14 protein-coding genes are annotated in these 19697 nt (G+C 43.2%); 7 read left to right on the forward strand and 7 right to left on the reverse strand.

What is annotated here, in order from left to right:
- Positions 1-356: 356 nt before the first annotated feature.
- From BM090_RS09580 to BM090_RS09595, 3 genes are all read right to left on the reverse strand, one after another.
- Complete coding sequence (locus tag BM090_RS09580) at positions 357-1061, reverse strand: hypothetical protein (RefSeq protein WP_091511561.1); 705 nt, start codon at positions 1059-1061, stop codon at positions 357-359.
- 550 nt (positions 1062-1611) lie between these two features.
- Positions 1612-2763 carry an aminotransferase class I/II-fold pyridoxal phosphate-dependent enzyme gene (locus BM090_RS09590; RefSeq protein WP_091511568.1) on the reverse strand — a complete coding sequence of 384 codons (1152 nt, stop codon included), beginning with the start codon at positions 2761-2763 and terminating at the stop codon, positions 1612-1614.
- 13 nt (positions 2764-2776) lie between these two features.
- On the reverse strand, positions 2777-7366 hold the full coding sequence (locus BM090_RS09595; RefSeq protein ID WP_091511572.1) for a PAS domain S-box protein: 4590 nt from the start codon (positions 7364-7366) through the stop codon (positions 2777-2779).
- Between the two features lie 296 nt (positions 7367-7662).
- Between BM090_RS09595 and rseP the strand changes: the two genes are divergently transcribed.
- The gene (rseP, locus tag BM090_RS09600) at positions 7663-8961 is read left to right on the forward strand and encodes an RIP metalloprotease RseP (protein ID WP_245756710.1); all 1299 of its coding nucleotides are present in this window, start codon (positions 7663-7665) and stop codon (positions 8959-8961) included.
- 60 nt (positions 8962-9021) lie between these two features.
- Here rseP and BM090_RS09605 read toward each other — a convergent pair whose 3' ends face one another.
- Positions 9022-9879 carry an Rpn family recombination-promoting nuclease/putative transposase gene (locus BM090_RS09605; protein WP_091511576.1) on the reverse strand — a complete coding sequence of 286 codons (858 nt, stop codon included), beginning with the start codon at positions 9877-9879 and terminating at the stop codon, positions 9022-9024.
- A 234-nt stretch (positions 9880-10113) separates the two neighbouring features.
- On the opposite strand from BM090_RS09605, the gene BM090_RS09610 reads away from it, so the two are divergent.
- From BM090_RS09610 to BM090_RS09635, 6 genes are all read left to right on the forward strand, one after another.
- A complete protein-coding gene (locus tag BM090_RS09610) occupies positions 10114-11286 on the forward strand; it encodes an AIR synthase related protein (RefSeq protein ID WP_091511579.1) in 1173 nt (390 codons plus the stop codon).
- Between the two features lie 75 nt (positions 11287-11361).
- Entirely contained in the window at positions 11362-12492 is a 1131-nt protein-coding gene (gene hemW / locus BM090_RS09615; RefSeq protein ID WP_091511582.1) for a radical SAM family heme chaperone HemW, read from the forward strand.
- A gap of 8 nt (positions 12493-12500) precedes the next feature.
- Complete coding sequence (locus tag BM090_RS09620; protein WP_091511584.1) at positions 12501-13214, forward strand: response regulator transcription factor; 714 nt, start codon at positions 12501-12503, stop codon at positions 13212-13214.
- 106 nt (positions 13215-13320) lie between these two features.
- Positions 13321-14433 (forward strand): sensor histidine kinase, encoded by a 1113-nt coding sequence (locus BM090_RS09625; RefSeq protein WP_177199896.1) that lies wholly within the window; start codon positions 13321-13323, stop codon positions 14431-14433.
- 18 nt (positions 14434-14451) lie between these two features.
- Entirely contained in the window at positions 14452-15231 is a 780-nt protein-coding gene (locus BM090_RS09630) for a LytR/AlgR family response regulator transcription factor (RefSeq protein ID WP_091511590.1), read from the forward strand.
- Positions 15232-15322: 91 nt separating this feature from the next.
- Positions 15323-15760 (forward strand): GNAT family N-acetyltransferase, encoded by a 438-nt coding sequence (locus BM090_RS09635; RefSeq protein WP_091511592.1) that lies wholly within the window; start codon positions 15323-15325, stop codon positions 15758-15760.
- Between the two features lie 50 nt (positions 15761-15810).
- On the opposite strand, the gene BM090_RS09640 is transcribed toward BM090_RS09635, so the two are convergent.
- The 3 genes from BM090_RS09640 to BM090_RS09650 form a co-directional block, all read right to left on the reverse strand.
- Entirely contained in the window at positions 15811-17088 is a 1278-nt protein-coding gene (locus BM090_RS09640; protein WP_091511595.1) for a sensor histidine kinase, read from the reverse strand.
- 12 nt (positions 17089-17100) lie between these two features.
- Positions 17101-17901 (reverse strand): pyrroline-5-carboxylate reductase, encoded by an 801-nt coding sequence (gene proC, locus BM090_RS09645; RefSeq protein WP_091511599.1) that lies wholly within the window; start codon positions 17899-17901, stop codon positions 17101-17103.
- A gap of 72 nt (positions 17902-17973) precedes the next feature.
- The gene (locus BM090_RS09650; RefSeq protein WP_091511602.1) at positions 17974-19683 is read right to left on the reverse strand and encodes a M3 family oligoendopeptidase; all 1710 of its coding nucleotides are present in this window, start codon (positions 19681-19683) and stop codon (positions 17974-17976) included.
- Positions 19684-19697: the final 14 nt, after the last annotated feature.

A 19697-nucleotide genomic window follows, 5' to 3' on the forward strand; every position in this document is an offset into this window, starting at 1 on the left:
TAAAATGGTAAGTAATAGTGTTTCATTATTGTAACCAACAAAACCAACTTGTTTCAACAATACATAGCATTATTGCTACAAAATGAAGCATACTCTCGCACAAATATACATGATATACATCGGCTCAAAAGTTACTATATATTATGTAATGCTTTACGGTGGATAACTTTTCTAACTATATCTACAATACTTACTTTTTAGTTAATAATTCCCACCATTTAATATTGCTTTTTAGATAATATACCTAGACTTTATATTTTATTATCTCTTGGATTGCCAAACACATTACACATATACATAAAAAAAGCCTTTCTATTCAAAAGGCTTAAAGACGTTTCCCGCAAAAATCGTATTTTTTATTGCATTACTAAAGCGTACTCATTTGATTTCACTCCAAACTGACTTTTAACCGCTTCTTTTATCCGCTTTGTACGCTCCAACAAATCCAAATATTGACTTTGTCGCGTATCTGTGGCCATTTTTAAACTTCCATAAGCAGTAATTACGCTAATATTAGCCGCTCTAATGGCTGTTAGTTTCGTATTGAGTGCTGATAATTTCACCATTTCGTTAGATGGCGCATAGTTCGCACCCATAGCCGTAAGCATCACGATCAAATCAGAAAAATGTTGCGTCATGCTACCATACGAACGCTCCGACTGACTAATACTTTGCTTTGTATTATCTTCATGCTCAAGCATTGATTTAACTTTATGCTTTCCTCTTAAGCGCGTGATTAAATCTTCTACCTCATACGTAACCTTTGCATCTTTGCCACACTGCGCACGTACCGTAGAACCAATCGGACTTAATATTTTTTCCAATGAATCAGGGTTTTTTCTAAATAATTGTAAACGTTTTTCTACCATCATAGAATAGTTTGCCCGTATCTTAGCAACATTCGCATTATGATTACGAATATTGTTTAAAAATTGATCAAAGTTTTCTATGCTTAATGCTTCCGAAGGAGGTATATAATTACCAAACGCTTTCAAATGAATAGAAAGGCTTTCCGCATTAACTAATCTTGCACCAAATGATTTTTCTGAAATAGAGGTCATAAAGAACTTGTCTTTTTATGTTAGAACAAATGAATTAAATATATAACAAATATAATAAAATCAACTATTCCACACAAATAACAATTCTTTTTATTGATAAAAATATTTATACATACCTAATGTTGTACATAACTTTTACTTTACCAAAGAGCTATACAGATCTTTCGTTACATACTTCTTCATAAAGTATTTAATAAATTACCTTAAAAATTAAATGTATTGCTTTCATTGATTGCCGTAGAGATACAGTATTTTGTATTTCTTGCTAAAGAATTGGGCGCAATGACTTGAGTTTCGGGCGCAATGACTTGAGTTTCGGGCGCAATGCCTTAAGTTTTGGGCGCAATGCCTTAAGTTTTGGGAGCAATGCCTTAAGTTTTGGGCGCAATGCCTTAAGTTTTGGGCGCAATGCCTTAAGTTTTGGGCGCAATGCCTTAAGTTTTGGGCGCAATGCCTTAAGTTTTGGGCGCAATGACTCCATCAAATCACTAAACTTCATGTTTACTATTTGCTGGCTTCCCTTTCGGGAAGATTTTGAGCCAAACAACCGCTATACAGCCCTGTTTATCTCTTCCAAAAGCGTCTTAATTTCCGATAATCCATTGAAATTGTGCAAACAAATACGAATGCGTTCGTGTCCTTCGGGAACTGTCGGCGAAAGTACCGCCCGCAGGTTATACCCTTTCCCCTGTAAGTTGCTGGCCAAGGTTCGCGCGGCTTCGTTGCCGCCCTGCACCTTCAGCATTTGAATGGGGCTATTACTTTCTGTAAAATGCGCCGCTATATCTAGCGTATTTATGTATTCTCTAAAAAAATGTATCCGTTCAAAAAGCTGCCCACTGGCTTGCGGCGTGGCTTTCAGGTACTCAAAAGCCGCCAAAACATACGCTACACTTTGCAAAGGCATGGCCGTAGTGTAGATAAATGGCCTCGCAAAATTAACTAAGTATTGTACCAGCACGTCCGCGCCTGCCACACACGCACCATGTCCGCCAATAGCCTTCCCAAACGTATAAACAGCCGCAAATACTTCTTTTTCTAAGCCCAAATCCCGCAAAAGTCCTGCGCCTTCCCTACCCCAAATGCCCGTACTGTGTGCCTCATCTACAATCAGATGCGCTTGATGTGCTTGGCACAGTTTCACCATGTCGGGCAGCGGTGCAATATCCCCGTCCATCGAATACACGGTTTCCACCACCACGAAAACTTCGCCCCCTTTGCCGCTGTGTCGCAGCAGTTTGGCTTCCAAATCCTGCAAATCATTGTGTTTGAAAGAAAACCGACTGGCAAAGCTCAACCTTGCGCCTTCTTTGAGGCTGGCGTGGCTGCGTTCGTCGTACAAAATCACATCACCTTTTTGGGGAATGGCCGACAAAACCGCCGTGTTCGCCGCATAACCGCTATTGAACAACAGTGCATTTTCTGTCCCAAAAAGATTGGCCAAATATTGCTCGGCCTGCAATACATACGCACTGTTACCCGACAACAAACGCGAACCCGTAGCCCCGTGTTTTTGGCCCACAAACAATGGATTAGCATATTGTTGTTGCAAAAAAGGCTCGACCAATGCGCCATTGGTGGCCAAGCCCAAGTAATCATTAGAAAAAAAATCAATGCCCTGTGTGAGTTGCAGGCGGCGCAGGCTATGCGTTTGCTCGCGTTCGCACAAGGCATTTTCTAAACGAGTAAGAATTGCACTCATCGAAATTTCTTAGTTATGATAAAATCTTAATTTGTGATTTAAGATTCGGTATTTTGATAATAAACGTAGTTCCTACACCAATTTCGGATTCTACTCTTACGCTGCCTTCCAGTTTTTCGATTACTTGTTTGGTAATATAAAGCCCCAAGCCCGAACCATAAGACTCCTCCGAAGCACGGAAGAACATATCAAAAATTCTTTCCAAATACACCTCTTCAATGCCCTTTCCATTGTCTTCAACAATAATAGTAGCCGCAAACTCCGACGTTTTCACTTCAATTGTTACCATTGCCCCTGCATCACGGCGTTGGTATTTGATGGAGTTAGAAATCAGGTTTTGTAAAACGATACTAATACGCGATATGTCCGAATAGAAATCTACATTTTGGTCAATTTTGAGTTCTACGGCGAGTTTTTCGGCATTTTCCATAAAACGCAAATTGCCCAAACTATCCTGAATGATGGCATTGAAATCGACCTTTTCGATGTTAAGCGAAAGTCGTGAGTTGCGCGAGAAGTGCGTCAAGTCGCTAATGAACGTATCTAACTTATTGATACTCTTTTCCATTAGCCCCAAATACACTTCACGTTGTTGGCTACTCTCCTCTATGCGCAACAAATTGATAAGTCCCAATACGGAGCGCAACGGCGCACGCAAATCGTGCGAAGCCCTATACACGAAACTATCCAACTCAAAGTTGGTGCGCTTCAACTCGTTTTCGGCTTGCTTGCGCAACGTAATATCGCGGGCAAAAATACTTATGCCGCTAATCATGCCGCCTTTAGAATAAATCGGGTTCAGGGAAACTTCCAAATGCACTGGGAACTTGGGGTGTGCATAATGAATTTCTTGACGCACACGTTCCCCTTTCTTGGCTTTATCAAAACCCTCTTGCCACACTTGCCCGTAAGCCGTCGGCAAGCTATGCACGAAGTCCACACCAGGTTTGATGATGCGACTAAACATGAGGTTATGCAAGCGTCTAAAAGCCGAGTTGGCCGCCAATATCTGATAATTAGCATTAATCGAGAAAATAATATCGTCGGTATTTTCAATCAAAGCCACCAAGTTTACTTCACTTTCGCGCAAAGCATTTTCGGCTTGTTTGCGTTGGGTAATATCGCGCGAGAAAATACTTACGCCGCTCACATGGCCTTGTTCGTCAGAAATTGGATTGAAATAAACCTCTATATTTTGAATTTCTTCGTCATAAATCTGGTCTATTTCTACAAAAAACTGCTCACCACTCAGCGCACGTGTGTAGTAACCCTCCCATTCACCTTTACAGTAGTTAATGATGACATCCCCGTGCGTGAGTTGATGGCCAAAATATTTCTCAAAATCCCGCGAAAATGCCGTATTAAAGGCGATGAGTTTATAGCTTTCGTCTATTGCCCAAATATTATCGATCGTGTTTTCGATTAGTGAAAGTAAATTAGCTTGGCTTTCTATCAGGGCATCGGTGGTATAAATCCGCTCCAACTCGGCGGCGGCTCGCACCGAAAAGATTTTGAGCATCGAACCCGCCAAGTCATGATTTTGGAACGGCTTACTATCCAAAATACACAACAAACCTATGGCTTCGCCTTTGCTATTGTTCAGACGTATGCCCAAGTATGTTTCCAGATTTTCGTCCAAAAGCCACTGGTCTTGCGGATACAAAAACTGTAAATTATCTTCAACATAATACATTTGCTGTTGCAAAGTATCAGCACAAGGCGTATGTTCTGCTTTGTAAATAAAATTAGGCTGAATATTACTATTTTTAATATAAGCTAAAGTTCTTAAAGAATGACGCTCCTCCACCAACTCCGAAATAAGCACATGACTGACATTGAGGTAGGTAGCCATATTTTCCACCAACGACGTGAAGAAATCCGTACCCGTCGCATCCGAAACACCTCGCACAATATTTTTAAGCGTTTCTTCCGAATTTTTACGCTCTTCCACGTCGCGGGAGTTGATTACGATACCACGCACAGAAGCTTCGTCGAGCATATTAGTACAAACCGACTCCAAGTGAATGTATTTGCCCATTTGGTGCAAGAAACGATACTCAATAGGCGGCGTGGCATTCATACCATCAGCCAAATTCTGAATGAGTACTTCCACATAATCGCGGTCGTCGGGGTGAACAAAATCCAACAAATTATTATCCAACAAATCTTGCGGATTATAACCCAAAAAGCGACCCGCCGACTCACTGGTATAGGTAATATAACCTTTGGCCGAAACAATTACGATTACGTCCGAAGAGTTTTGTACCAACGATCTGAATCGCGCCTCACTCTCAGCCAGTGCCAATTCTGTATTTTTTCTATCCTGAATATCAAGCGTTGTAAAACAAATACTCGTAATATTTTTAGCAGAATCATAAATGGGCAAGAAATTAATTTCTAACCAATACGAGTCGCCCGTACGTGTCGTGATATACTCTTCATAGCTGATATACTCGCCGTCCATCGTGCGACGCATGATATCCTGAAGTGTTTCTTTATCCTCTGTGTACCAATAATTAACAATCGGCTCGCCCACTTGCAAAAAATCCCCTGTCAGGGCATACGAAATTTGTCGGGCAGTGCGATTAAACGCTGCAATTTCAAATTTATCATTGATCAGAATAAACGATTGAACCGTATTGTCAAAAATGGCCTTTAGGTTTGCCTCCGAGTATTTGAGGGCAATTTCTACATTTTTTTCTTGAGTAATATCGCGTGCCACACAAAGCATACCCATATACTCATCCTGTATGTCCAGTAGCCGAATAATTGAGAGTTGAACGATTCCATCTTCGCCTAACAATGAATAATATTGCAATTCACCCGACCAACGGGACAACGTATCTTTTGTCAAAAACTCTTCGAATCCTTCTGTAAATTCAAATAAATTAGTGTCTTTAATCGTAAGCCCTACAATTTCATTTTTTCTACGGCCAAAAACACGCTCCGCCGACGGACTCCATTCGGTAATTACGCCGCTGGTATCTGTCAGGAAAATAGCATCGTTGATATTTTCAAACGCCAACGATTGTTTGTGTAGGCTTTGAAAAATAAAATCTCGCTCAATGGCCACACCCACCAAGTTGGCCGCCATATTGATGAGATTAATATCTGTAGTAGAGGGCCTTAGGGCTTGTTTGTAAAACATCAAGAAACAAGCCACTACCTCGCCGTCTTGGGCTTGCACAGGCTTAATCCAGCAACTCATATAACCGTATTTTTGGGTCAGCTCTCGGTACGGAGTGGCCAAAGGGTCGGTTTGTAAGTTTTCGATAATAATATCTTCTTGTTCGGAAATGGCTGCTGCCCATGGAGAATTTTTCTTTTCGGGCAAGGTTTCTTGCTCAATCAGGTGCGCCAAATCGTATGGCAAACGCGTAGTTGCGGCCAGTTTTAGGCTGCGATTCAGCGAATCAAAATAAAAAATAGCCGCCGCACTGCCCGTCAGGAAATATTGCACTCGCACACAGATTTGCTCCAAAATATGCGAAAGTGTCGCATTTCGGGCAATCATTTCCAATATATCTTTTTGGTAGTTAACAATTCGTTCCGAATATTTTTGCTGCGAAATATCGTTGGCATAAATATTCACGTAGCTGCCTTTTTCTACAAAAACAAAGAGCAACGAATATATTTTTCCACCAATCACCAACATCATTTGGCTCTGAGGCTCTTTTTCCGAAAGCTCGCCCACACGCCCCAACAAATTGTCAGGCATCCGACCACCAACAGTCGTAGTCCATTCTTCCAGTAGCACATTTGCCGCTTTGTTGGCGTACAAAATATCACCTTCACAACTCACACGCAAAACAGGATTTGGAGCTTCTGACGGGAATCGGGCTAGATTTTCTATTTCGCGTTGCGCCATTACACTTTCGGTAATATCGCGCAGTACAACCAAATTCAGTTGAGGCAAAAAATTAGCTTTTGCATTGTACTCCAAACACTTGCTTGTTTTTTTATCGGCAGAAAATACCCATATTCTGCCCTCTTTTTCTTGGTGATCAAGAAAAACATGAAAATGTTCTCCAAAAATTTTATCCTTCCCTTCTCCCAAAAAATCTTTTAAATGAGTGGCTAATTGATCACCAAAAAGGGCGTAATAAAGCTGTTTGCTGGCCTGGTTTTGGTCTATAATTTTACCTGCATCATCAAAAATAATAATGGCTTCTTTGGTATTCTCGAACAAACTTCTGTAACGGCTTTGAGTTTCTACCAAATCTTGTTCGAGTTGATGGCGTTGGCAAGTGGTACGGATACACAAATCTAACTCACGCTCTTGTACAGGCTTGAGCAAATAGGCATAAGTTCCAATAGCATTGGCACGGTCAAAAGTCTCATCATCAGCGCAAGACGTGAGATAAATAATCGGTACGTTGATATAATTACGAATGCGTTTGGCCGCCTCAATACCGTCCATATCCCCCTCCAACATAATGTCCATCAACACTATATTTGGTTTTTCATTAAGAATTGCCCGTAGAGCAGCTTGCCCCGAACTGACCACTTCCAGCACCTGATGCCCCATATTAGTGAGTTTGATGCGAAGGTCTTGTGCCAATAAAGGTTGGTCTTCTACTATCAATATTTTTGCTTTGGCCATCTGCGCTTAAAAAAACTTATACAATGGTTGAAATATAGCTTTGTACGAAAATACAATATTAACATAAGTTTCGTGCAGAAAAACAATATTTTTGTTTTTCTATTTTACTTCAGCGAACAAAGTGCGTGTGATGGTGGTTGCAATGTTTTATTTATGTCAAAATGCCATATTCTCACACAATGGCTTCATTTTTGCCACAAAGCCTGTATATTGCGCCGATTTTATTTTACCAAAAAAATATTCAATTCGGTAAGTTATTATTTTTCAATAAATTAAATTTAAAATTCCTTTTGTAAATGTTAGAAGGACTAATCATGGCGGGGCAGTTGCTCCTTGGCCTGACAATTTTGGTAGGCCTACACGAGTTGGGACACCTTTTAGCTGCCAAACTCTTTGGTATGCGCGTAGAAAAGTACTCTATTGGTTTCCCGCCTAAAATTTGGGGCTTTCAATGGGGCGAAACAGAATACTCTTTTGGAGCGATTCCATTGGGTGGTTTTGTAAAAATTTCGGGCATGATAGACGAGTCTTTGGACTTGGAAAGTATGCAAAAAGACCCAGAACCTTGGGAATTTCGCGCCAAACCCGCTTGGCAACGCCTTATCGTGATGTTGGGCGGTATCATCGTCAATGTGATTACGGGTGTCGTGATTTTCATTGCGTGGTTGGCCTACTATGGCGAAAGTTATTTGCCTGTTTCGCAAGCCAAATATGGCATTATTGCACATCCTGCGGCACAAAAAATGGGCTTTCAGGACGGCGATAAAATCTTGAAAATCAACGGACAAGCGGTACATTCTTTCGATGAAGTAGCCAAGCCCGATTTGTTTATGAACGACGGCACGCGCTACACCATCGACCGCAACGGTCAAATCATGGATTTGGCAGTACCCAAAGGTTTCATGGACGTAATTTCATCGGCAAAAGGAGCTTTCGTAGAACCGCGTATGCCGTTCGTGGTGGACATGGTTGCGCCGAACACTGGCGCGGAAAAAGCTGGCGTAAAAACTGGCGATAAAATCCTGACTATCAACAATAAAGAAACTGCTTATTTCCAAGAACTCAAACGCGTGTTGGAAACCGAAAAAGGCAAAACCGTAGATTTAGGCATTTTACGCGGCACAGAAACGCTACACCTGAAAGCCGAAATCAGCGGCGACGGAACATTGGGTTTTCAACCTAAATTTTTGCTGAAAGACTCTACGCGTCATTACGGTTTCGGAACGTGCGTGAGCAAAGGCAGTGGTATGGCTTTCGGTTTGGTGGCCATGCAAGTAAAAGCCTTTGGCAAAATGTTTTCGGGCGAAATTTCTCCAACCAAATCGTTGAGCGGACCTATTGGGATAGCCAAACAATTTGGCGGCGTTTGGATTTGGCAAAAATTCTGGTACTTAGTTGGCTTCTTGTCGATGGTCTTGGCTTTTATGAACTTGTTGCCAATTCCTGCCCTTGATGGTGGCCACGTGGTATTTTTGACTTACGAAATCATTAGTGGTCGCAAACCTTCGGACAAAGTGCTGGAAAACGCCCAAAAAGTTGGCATGATTCTGTTGCTTTCGCTAATGGCTTTTGCTTTCCTCAACGATTTACTTTAGGCTATCGCTTTGATTTATAAGCAAAAAGCCGAGCTACTAATGATAAGTAGCTCGGCTTTTTTATATTTCTTGGTTTTTAACTTTCTGCACAAATTCAAGGGGCATATCAAAATCTTCGGCGATTTCAGCTACAGTTAGTTTACCACGCTGCAAAGCCTTCTGAATGCCTTTAATAGTTGTTTCTAAGCGACCTTCTTCCCGACCTTCCTCTTTGGCCGTATCCAGTGAGTTTTTGACATCGCGGTAATATTTGAGACTGTCTTCATAGGCGGTGCGTTCGGAGTCATTTAGTTTGGCTAATTCTGCTGTTTCAAAGGCTTTAGTAAAAACTTTCTCTTGCAATCGTGCTGGGCGATTTTGCAGCTTATGCAAATTCTTTAGCAAATATAACCACTTGTCTTCCAGTGTTTCCAACTCATTTTCTGATTTCCGAAAATTCGGCATCTGCAAATACAAAAACGTGAGTTTGTCATAAAAAACGCGTTTACGATGCTCATCCATGAGCTTGACGCTCATTTTCAAATCATTTCTGTTTTCATCTTCAAAACAAAAATCCAGAATCGCCACCGTATAAACGGCATTTAACTCATAGTTCCAGTCACCTTTTTCCGCCTGTTCTTGTATCGGGAAAGTAGCGTAAAACAAGGAACGGTCTTTAAAGAAACTTTGACGCGCTTTTTGCAGTTCCACGATGAATTTTTCTCCTGCTTCATTTTCGCAATACAAGTCAAAAATAACTTTTCTATCCAAATCCGACGCGCCCAAATGTTCGGTTTTCTTGTAGGTAAGTTCTACGATATTGAGTTTTAATATTTCATTTAAAAAGCTCATTAACAAGTCTTTGTTCGGTTCAGAGCCGAATAATTTCTTAAAACCAAAGTCCGTAAATGGATTGATATATTTTTCTTGCGTGGTCATGGGGCAAAGCGACAAAATTACAAGTGCAAGTTACAAATTTATTGGTATAAGATTCTTTTTTAAAAACAGAATGGTAGCAATACATCTTCCTTGCCTTTTCCCGCAGCCTCTCACAATTTTTACTTACCTTTGAGGCCTGTTAGGGCTGTTGCGCCCCTTTTGGCGATTTGAAATCCATTTGTTTATCAATATTTTAACACAATTTTTGGCCTAATTCTCCATTTCCCCCAAAAGATGATGCGCTACACACAAAGAGGAGTTTCTGCTTCCAAAGAAGATGTTCATGCGGCCATTAGCCACTTGGACAAAGGTTTGTTTCCGAAGGCTTTTTGCAAAATCGTACCCGACTTGCTGGGCGGCGATGAGGCATTTTGCAACCTCATGCACGCCGACGGCGCAGGGACTAAATCCTCGCTGGCTTATATGTATTGGCGCGAAACTGGCGACCTTTCCGTTTGGCGAGGCATTGCCCAAGATGCCGTCGTGATGAATACCGACGATTTGCTTTGCGTGGGTGCAACCGACAACATTTTGCTTTCTTCCACCATTGGCCGAAACAAAAAACTTATTCCAGGCGAAGTAATCGCGGCCATCATTCAGGGCACGGAAGAAGTGCTGGAAATGTTGCGTTCGCATGGCGTGGGCATTCATAGCACTGGCGGCGAAACTGCCGATTTGGGCGATTTGGTGCGCACTGTGGTAGTGGACAGCACCGTAACGGCTCGCATGCGCCGCACCGACATCATCGACAACGCGAACATCAAAGCTGGACAAGTGATTGTCGGGCTGGCATCGTTCGGACAAGCCCATTACGAAACCGAATACAACGCAGGCATGGGCAGCAATGGCCTTACGTCGGCACGTCATGACGTGTTTCATAAATCTTTGGCCGCGCGTTATCCAGAAAGTTTTGACAATGCCATTGATGAAGAACTGGTTTACACAGGCAGCCGCCAACTCACCGACAGCTACGAAGATTTGCCGATAAACGTGGGCAAAGCCGTGCTTTCACCTACGCGCACTTACGCGCCTGTCGTGAAGGCAGTGTTAGCCGAACATCGCGCACAAGTGGCTGGTATGGTGCATTGTAGCGGCGGCGGACAAACCAAAGTATTGCATTTCGTGGACAATTTGCACGTAGTGAAAAATAATTTGTTCGACGTGCCGCCACTGTTCCGACTCATTCAGCAAGAAAGCCAAACGCCTTGGGACGAAATGTACAAAGTGTTTAACATGGGACATCGTTTGGAATTTTATACCGACGAGCAAACCGCCCAAAGCATTATACAAATTTCGGAAAGTTTCGGGATAGCCGCCCAAATCATTGGCCACACCGAAGCCCACGACAACGGCAAAAAGCTCACTATCAGCAGCCCTAAAGGTCAATTCGTTTGGGATAAAGCCTAATTTTTATTTTTTGAATAATCAAACCTTATAGGATTCAAACGCCTATAAGGTTTTCCTTTTTTAGTTTAGAAGAGCATGGCAGGCATTTATTTACATATTCCCTTTTGCAAACAGGCGTGTTATTACTGCGACTTTCATTTTAGCACCAACACCCAACTCAAAGCCGATTTGGTGGCAGCCATGCGCCAAGAATTGCAGTTACAAAAAAATTATTTGCAAGGCCAAACCATCGAAACCATTTACTTTGGTGGCGGTACGCCTTCGCTGCTTTCGCAAGCCGAATTGGATAGTTTGTTAGAAACCATTTACCAGCATTTTAGCGTAACGGCACAACCCGAAATTAGCCTTGAAGCCAACCCCGACGATTTGAATTTGGAGAAAATCCGTAGCCTGCAAGCAACTGGCATTAACCGCCTGAGCATTGGCATACAGACTTTTAACAACGAAAATCTAACGTACTTGCACAGAGCACACAACGCCACGCAAGCAAGCCTCTGCGTACAGCAAGCACAAGACACGGGCATCAGCAACATTAGCATAGATTTGATTTACGCCATTCCGCACCCCGACACGACGCGCATTTGGGAGCAAGATTTGGCAACGGCTATCGGCTTGGGCGTGCCGCACATTTCGTCGTATTGTCTTACGATAGAATCGCGCACGGCGTTTGGTAATTGGCTAAAAAATGGCAAAATTAAGCCCATAGACGAGGACACCGCCGCGCTGCATTTCGAAATGCTCACCGACAGGCTCACGGCGGCAGGTTTTGAACATTACGAAGTATCGAATTTTGCGCAACCCGAAATGTATTCGCGCCATAACACCAGTTACTGGCAACAAAAGCCGTATTTGGGCGTAGGGCCAAGCGCACATTCTTTTGATTTGGTGTCGCGGCAATACAACGTAGCCAACAACGCGCAGTATATCAAGGCTTTGCAACAAAACGAAATTCCTGCCACCAAAGAAATTTTGAGTCGCGCCGACCGCGTGAATGAGTACATACTGACCACGTTGCGCACGCAATGGGGCTGCGATTTGAGTTATTTGGCCACAAATTTAGATTTGAATTTGGCCGAGACTGCTGCCCAACAGCTGCAACAATGGCAGGCCAACGGCTGGGCTACGCTTTCGGGCAACGTGCTCAAACTCACCACGCAAGGCAAGTTGCTGGCCGACGGTCTGGCCTCTGATTTGTTTATTGATTAAATGAAAAAATGCAAAACAAAGCTACAATTCTATTAGTTGAAGACGATGTAAATTTGGGGTTTGTGATTAAAGACACGCTCGAAGAAGAAGGCTTTGCCGTCACGCATTGCCCCGACGGTGCGGCAGGTGCAACGGCGTTTGCCACCCAAACTTTTGATTTGTGTGTATTGGACGTAATGCTTCCGCTCAAAGATGGCTTTACGTTGGCTTCCGAAATCAGAGCCCAAAACCAACAAATGCCGATTATTTTCCTTACAGCCAAAGCCCTGAAAGAAGACCGTTTGCATGGCTTTCGGCTCGGCGCAGACGACTACATCACCAAGCCGTTTAGCATCGAGGAACTTATTTTGAGAATTGAAGTTTTCTTGAGAAGAAGCAAACCCGCAGCAAGCACCCAAACGCCTATTAATCAAAACAATAACGAAATACTTTCGGTAGGTCAATACGTTTTGGAATGCAACAATTTGCAATTACAACACGCCGCCCAAACCCAACAACTCACCCAACGGGAAGCGGATTTACTCAAAATTTTCATTCTGAATCTTAACCAAACTTTGCGCCGCGACTACATTCTCAAAGCCTTGTGGGGCAACGACGATTATTTCAATGGTCGCAGTTTGGATGTGTTCATTTCTAAGCTCCGTAAATATTTGCGCCACGACGACCGAATAGAAATCGTAAACGTGCACGGCGTTGGCTTTCGGCTTATTGTCCGCGAATAAAGCAATGTATACACTTCAATACGCATTTGAAGCATTTGCACACATAATCAATACGGTTTGCGCTATTAAAATTGATTTCCCTCACCAAATTAAGTTGTTTTGTAATATGAAAATCGGACATTCTATCTTCTTTCCGCGTCGGGAACACCAAGTTTTTGTTCCTACATTTTCTAAGCGTTGCCCACATTCGCACACGCTCCTGACCACTTGGCGACCTGTCAAAGCACCCAACCGCTACCAAATCATTGTAGGTTATGGAATTATCAGCGGTTTGATGCGCTATTTCATGTTCCCGCAATATGCCATCGAATTGCATTTGTTGGTATTTGCCGTTTTTACCGTTGGCCTCACCATTACGTGGGACATGGTGCGACTGCTTTCCGAGTATTTAGACAAAAAAATGCCTTACGAGCGGGGCATTATGCAACGTGTTGTCCTGCAAATTTCGATAAGTCTGCTGTTTACTATATTCTTCCGTAAACTTTGGGTCGCGCTCATGGTTCATTTGTTCCCGCATGAGTTTAACATTCCGATTCTAAAGCACATTATTTTCTTCATAGATATTCTTATCACCTTGGTAATCAACGCTAATTATATTTCGCTTTATTTCTTTAGGGAATGGAAAAAGTCGGCAGTACAGGCCGAACGCCTCCAAAAAGAACGCGCACAAGTGCAGTTCGATAACCTAAAAAACCAACTCAATCCACATTTTCTGTTTAATAGCCTTACTTCGCTCAATAGCTTAATATTTGACAATCAGCAACTTGCTTCTGACTTCTTAAAGCACCTTTCGCGCGTGTATCGCTATGTGCTCCAAACCAAAGACCGTGAGTTGGTGAGCTTGAGCACGGAACTGGATTTTATTAGCAACTATGTTTTCTTGCTCAAAACCCGTTTTGAAGAAATGTTACGCATTGATTTTGATGTTCCAGAAGACCAACTGGAAAAGCAAATCGCGCCTGTTACGCTTCAAATTTTGATAGAAAACGCCATCAAGCACAACATCATCAGCGAATCAAAGCATTTGCGGATTCATATTTATATCCAAAACGATTATTTGGTAGTAGAAAACAATCTGCAACGCAAAACGCTTGTAGAGGATTCGAACAAGACAGGCCTTGAAAATATGCAAAACCTTTATAGCTTCTACAGTGCCGACCGCAAGGTATTGATAGAAGAAACGGCTACATCTTTCGCCGTGAAATTACCTTTATTATAAAACCAACCAGCTACAATTATGAAAGCCGTTATCGTAGAAGACGAACCACTCGTTGCCCGCGACCTTACCAAACTGCTCGCCCAAGTGGCACCCGATTTGGAAATTGTAACCAAACTCGGCAGTGTGGAAGACGCTGTGCAATGGTTCGCGCACAATCCGCAACCCGATTTGGTTTTTATGGACGTGCAACTTTCGGACGGTGTGAGTTTTTCCATTTTTGACCAAACCCGCATCGAAGTTCCCGTTATTTTCACTACTGCCTACAACGAATATGCTATTCGCGCCTTCAAGGTCAATAGCATAGATTATTTACTAAAACCCATTGACCGCGAAGACCTTATACGTTCGATGGACAAATTTAAGCATCTGCGCGAGCTACAAAACGGTTCGCAGAGCCAAAGCCAATCGGTAGAAGAATTAGTAAAACTACTGAAAAGCCCCGTAACCGAAACGCCACGTTACAAGGAACGTTTTATGGTGCAGTATCGCAATTCGATGATGCCTGTGGCCAGCAACAAAGTTTCTTATTTTGTCAAAGACGAGTTGATTTATTTGGTAACCGAAGACCAACAGCGTTACATCTGCGAATACGAAACAATGGACGAGTTGGAGCAACTACTCGACCCCCGAACATTTTTTAGGGCCAACCGCCAATACATCATTCGATTGGAAGCGGTGGAGAGTTTCAAGAGCGGTTTTAATGGAAAATTGGTAGTCAAACTCAAAGGCGGTGCTTCTACTCCTGAAATCGATATTAGCCGTGAAAAAGCAACTTTATTCAAGGCTTGGCTAGATTAAAAATCTAAGAAAAACATTGCATAACAATATTTTTTATGCGTATATTTACGCTATGCAATCATTTTCATTTTAATACGCCAAACAAAATTTTATGGAAGTTTTAGTTAACAAAATAAGCAAAGAGGAAGCGATGGCTTCATCTTTCCATATTCGCCACAAAGTATTTGTAGAAGAACAACACGTGGACGAAGAAGAAGAATACGACGAGTTTGAGGACGTGTCCACACACGTATTAGCCACCATCGACGGCAATCCTGCGGGCACTGGCCGTTGGCGTTTCACGGATTTGGGCATAAAACTCGAACGCTTCTCAGTGTTAGAGGAATACAGAAGTTACGGCATAGGCTCGGCTATTATGCGTTTTATGTTGGAAGACATCGCCCAAAAACCTGAGTCTGAAGGAAAAACTATTTATTTGCACGCCCAACTTACAGCCATGGGACTTTATACCAAATTTGGTTTTGTGGCAGAAGGCAGCACTTTTCAGGAAGCAGGCATCGACCACTTCAAAATGATTAAAAGATTTTAAAAGTATTAACTTTTGTATTTTTAAAAGCCCGCAAACATTTGTGGGCTTTGTTATTTTCGAGAATATGGCAGCCACACACCAAAAGTTGTGCCTTCTCCTACCCTGCTGTGCACATTGATTTTGCCGCCGTGTTTTTCTACCACCGACTTCACGTAATGCAACCCCAGCCCAAAGCCTTTGACGTTGTGCAGGTTTCCAGACGGAACGCGGTAAAATTTATCAAAAATTTTGCGCTGATGCTCCGCCGAAATACCAATGCCTTTATCCGAAATTTCTACTAAAACGCCTTTTTTCTGGCACGAAGTTTTAATACCAATTTCGGGAGATAATGCGCTGTATTTGATGGCATTGTCTATCAAATTGGCGAAGGCATTCCGTAAATGCAGGCCGTCGGCGGAGACCTCATCGGAGCAGTTTTGCGGAAAATCAAGCGCGATACGACCATTCACATTTTGCAACGTTTGGGTGTAGCTCTCGGCCACTTGCTCCAATACCTGATGCAAGTGTACGGTTTGGCGATTGAGTTCCCACACGTCTTTGTCGGCGGAAGCCGTTTGCAAAAGGCGTTCCACTTGGCTGCGCAAGCGTTGCGTTTCGTGCTGAATAATATTGGCGTAATTCTGGAGACGTGCGGGATGTTTGCCAATGTCGGGCTTACGCAAAACGTCGGCGGCAACGGTGATAGTGGCCAACGGCGTTTGAAATTCGTGGTTCATGTTATTGATAAACTCCTTCTGAATTTCAGACAAGCGTTTTTGTTTCAAAATAACAAACATTGCATAGCCAAAAAACACGGAAACCAACACCAACACGCCCGTAGAAAACAACCAAATCCCCATGCTGCTGAGCAAGTTAGCATCTTTATTCGGGAAATAAACGCCAAAATAGTAGTTGTCGGTATTCCAACGCGGCAGCGAACTGGTACACGACGGATTTTTCTCATCTTTTTCCAACGAAACATAATTGCCATACACCATTTTTTCGCCCACACAATCATAAATGGCGTACTCGAAATTCTCGATTACGTTGCGTTTGAGTAACTCTTCCCTCAAATACAACTCCAGCACATTGGCATCAATCACATCGTTTACGCGCACCACAAAATAATTGGGCGAAAGCTGACTCACAGGGTTTTCGGCAGCCATCTGGTGGCCGTTGTAATGAAGCAATCGCACCGCCACGTTGCGCAAGGCAATATTTACCCCAAAATTGAATTGGGTTTCGCGCAAATCAAAAGCACGATTCAGCCAAAACAATTGAATGGAAAAAATACCCGCGATACACAGCACGCCCAGCGTAACAATGAGTGCAATAGTGCGATTTTTCATAAATCAGGCCTTTTATTGTCCTAAAGCAATGGCTCTTTCGTTGGCTTTTTGGAGACCTTCGGCAATGATTTTGTCCAGCGCACGCGCCTCAAACACCGACAAAGCGGCCTCCGTAGTACCGCCTTTAGACGCTACGCGCGTAATCCATTCGCGGCACGACAAATCGCGCAAGTTGAGCAAATGCACCGCACCCATAAAAGTTTGTTCCACCAACAATTCGGCTTGCTGTAAGCTAAAACCCATTTGCTGCGCTGCATTTATCATAGATTCCATAAAATAATACACATACGCAGGGCCGCTACCCGACACCGCCGTAACCGCATCAATGAGGCTTTCTTGTTCAAAATAAATGGATTTGCCCGTCGTGTTCAGCAGGTTTTGAATTGCGAAAAGCTCCACTTTACTCACGGACGCGTCCGCCGTAAACCCCGACATTCCCATTCCGATTTGGGCGGGCAAGTTGGGCATTACGCGAATAATGCGTTCGGTGGGCAAAGTCGCTTGTATATTTTGGATTTTTACACCCGCCATCACACTCAAAATCAAGTGTTTGTCATTAATGTAAGGCGCAATCATGGGGTAAACTTTATGCGCGTCTTGAGGCTTTACGGCCAAAATAATTACGTCTATTTCGTCGATGTAGTCGCCTGCCTGCAAATGCACATTCACGAAACCTTTGGCGCGAAAAACCTCTGCTTTGGCTTCGGTGCGCTCCAACAAATGTAAATCTTGGCGCGAAATGGCGTGACTTGCTACCAAACTTTCCGCGTAGGTAGTGCCCATGTTTCCGCCGCCGATAATGAGTATTTTCATTTTATTTTTATTTCAGCAAAAAGGAAAATACAGGCCGTATCTCAGACCTGTATTTTATTCATAATCAATAATTTACAACGCTTTCATTTCGGCACTCACAAAGTCCATAAGTTCTTTGATGTACTCTTTGGAAAAATCGAAACGAATGTAAGCCGCTTCATAAATTTGGCTAATCGGCGCGGCATAACCCAAACGCAAAGCATTGAGATAACCTTCTAAGCCGCGTTGCGGATTTTCTTTGTAATTTTTCCAAACGGCCACCGCACCCAATTGCGCAATAGCGTATTCGATATAATAAAACGGCACTTCAAACAAATGCAATTGTTTTTGCCAAATATTGGCTTTGAAATGCTCATAACCGCTCCAGTTCACGGCACTTGGGCTAAATTGCTCGTAGATACTGAGCCAAGCCGCTTTGCGTTGCTCCAGCGTGTGCGTAGGATTTTCGTAAACCCAGTGCTGGAATTTGTCAATCGTGGCCACCCAAGGCAATGTTTCGAGGATTTGGGCTAAATGTTCGCGTTTGGCGCGGCGCAAATCGTCTTCATTTTCAAAAAACAAATGCCATTGTTCCATCGAAATCAATTCCATAGACATCGAAGCCAACTCGGCTACTTCCGACGGCGGATGTTTGAAAAACTGCAACGGCTGTTCGCGCGTCAGGAACGAATGCACCGCATGGCCGCCTTCGTGAAGCAATGTTACCAAATCACGCAACGTAGAAGTTGCATTCATGAAAATAAATGGCACGCCGATTTCGTCGAGCGGATAATTATAACCGCCTGGTGCTTTGCCTTTGCGCGAGACCAAATCCAAATGCCCCATTTCCTTCATCACGGACAGACAATCACCCAAATATTTATCAATGTTATAAAATGCTTGAATGGTTTTGTCCAGAAGTTCTTCACCCGAACTAAACGGTTTAAGCGGGTTGCGGCGTTCTTCATCTACAGCCAAATCCCAAGGGCGCAGTTCGGTGAGTTCTAAGGCTTGGCGGCGATGCTCTGCCAAACCGTTAAGCAAAGGTACTACCTGTTCGGCTACGGCCTCATGGAAAGCAAAACAGTCGGCTGGCGTATAGTCAAAACGCCCCATTGCCTTAAACATATAATCTCTAAAGTTTTCAAAACCAGCATTTTGGGCAACCTGATGGCGCAGCCCCAACAACTGCGTGTACAACTCGTTAAGTTGCTCACTTTCTTGCAGGCGGCGCGACTGAATGGCCTCGTACACCGACTGGCGAACGTCTCTATCCGTTTCTTGCAGGCGCACGGCGGCTTGTTGTAGCGTAAATTCGTGGCCGTCGAGGGTTACGGTCATGGCTGCCGAAATTGCCCCGTAACGTTGCTGTTCGGTCTGGATTTGGGTTTGGAGTGGAATATTTTCTTCTCTGAAAATCTCAATGTCTTTTCGCACGTTGCGCAAAAAATTCTGATACGCCACGCTATCGAGTTGCCCTGCAAAGGGACTTTCGTTGAGTTTTTCGTTCAGAAGATTGGCAAACGGCGCGATATTCGGCTCAATTTCTTCTACAAAAAAATGAAAAGCGGCGGTATGGTCGGGGTTAGTCGTATCGCAGGTCATGCGGATATAACGCCAACCCATTTCTTCTTCCAATAAAGATTCCAGTTCGCTGCGATCTGACAACCAGTTTTTTAAATCATCTACCGAAGCAATAGAGCGGTCTGCTAACTGTTGGAAATAGGGTTCTAAGGCTGCCCAATCAGTTACCGTAAAATCGGCAGGCAGCAAATGTCTTTGTGGACGAGATGGTATTTGCATAAATTTTTAAATAT

The sequence above is a fragment of the Flexibacter flexilis DSM 6793 genome (genome assembly GCF_900112255.1).
Taxonomy (GTDB): Bacteria; Bacteroidota; Bacteroidia; order Cytophagales; family Flexibacteraceae; genus Flexibacter; species Flexibacter flexilis.

Excerpts from the sequence above, each read along its gene's own strand:
- BM090_RS09610 (WP_091511579.1), top strand. The coding sequence starts at position 10,114 with ATGATGCGCTACACACAAAGAGGAGTTTCTGCTTCCAAAGAAGATGTT.
- hemW (WP_091511582.1), top strand. The coding sequence starts at position 11,362 with ATGGCAGGCATTTATTTACATATTCCCTTTTGCAAACAGGCGTGTTAT.
- BM090_RS09595 (WP_091511572.1), bottom strand. The coding sequence starts at position 7,366 with ATGGCCAAAGCAAAAATATTGATAGTAGAAGACCAACCTTTATTGGCA.
- BM090_RS09650 (WP_091511602.1), bottom strand. The coding sequence starts at position 19,683 with ATGCAAATACCATCTCGTCCACAAAGACATTTGCTGCCTGCCGATTTT.
- BM090_RS09590 (WP_091511568.1), bottom strand. The coding sequence starts at position 2,763 with ATGAGTGCAATTCTTACTCGTTTAGAAAATGCCTTGTGCGAACGCGAG.
- BM090_RS09625 (WP_177199896.1), top strand. The coding sequence starts at position 13,321 with ATGAAAATCGGACATTCTATCTTCTTTCCGCGTCGGGAACACCAAGTT.
- BM090_RS09640 (WP_091511595.1), bottom strand. The coding sequence starts at position 17,088 with ATGAAAAATCGCACTATTGCACTCATTGTTACGCTGGGCGTGCTGTGT.
- proC (WP_091511599.1), bottom strand. The coding sequence starts at position 17,901 with ATGAAAATACTCATTATCGGCGGCGGAAACATGGGCACTACCTACGCG.
- BM090_RS09635 (WP_091511592.1), top strand. The coding sequence starts at position 15,323 with ATGGAAGTTTTAGTTAACAAAATAAGCAAAGAGGAAGCGATGGCTTCA.
- BM090_RS09630 (WP_091511590.1), top strand. The coding sequence starts at position 14,452 with ATGAAAGCCGTTATCGTAGAAGACGAACCACTCGTTGCCCGCGACCTT.
- BM090_RS09580 (WP_091511561.1), bottom strand. The coding sequence starts at position 1,061 with ATGACCTCTATTTCAGAAAAATCATTTGGTGCAAGATTAGTTAATGCG.
- BM090_RS09620 (WP_091511584.1), top strand. The coding sequence starts at position 12,501 with ATGCAAAACAAAGCTACAATTCTATTAGTTGAAGACGATGTAAATTTG.
- BM090_RS09605 (WP_091511576.1), bottom strand. The coding sequence starts at position 9,879 with ATGACCACGCAAGAAAAATATATCAATCCATTTACGGACTTTGGTTTT.
- rseP (WP_245756710.1), top strand. The coding sequence starts at position 7,663 with ATGTTAGAAGGACTAATCATGGCGGGGCAGTTGCTCCTTGGCCTGACA.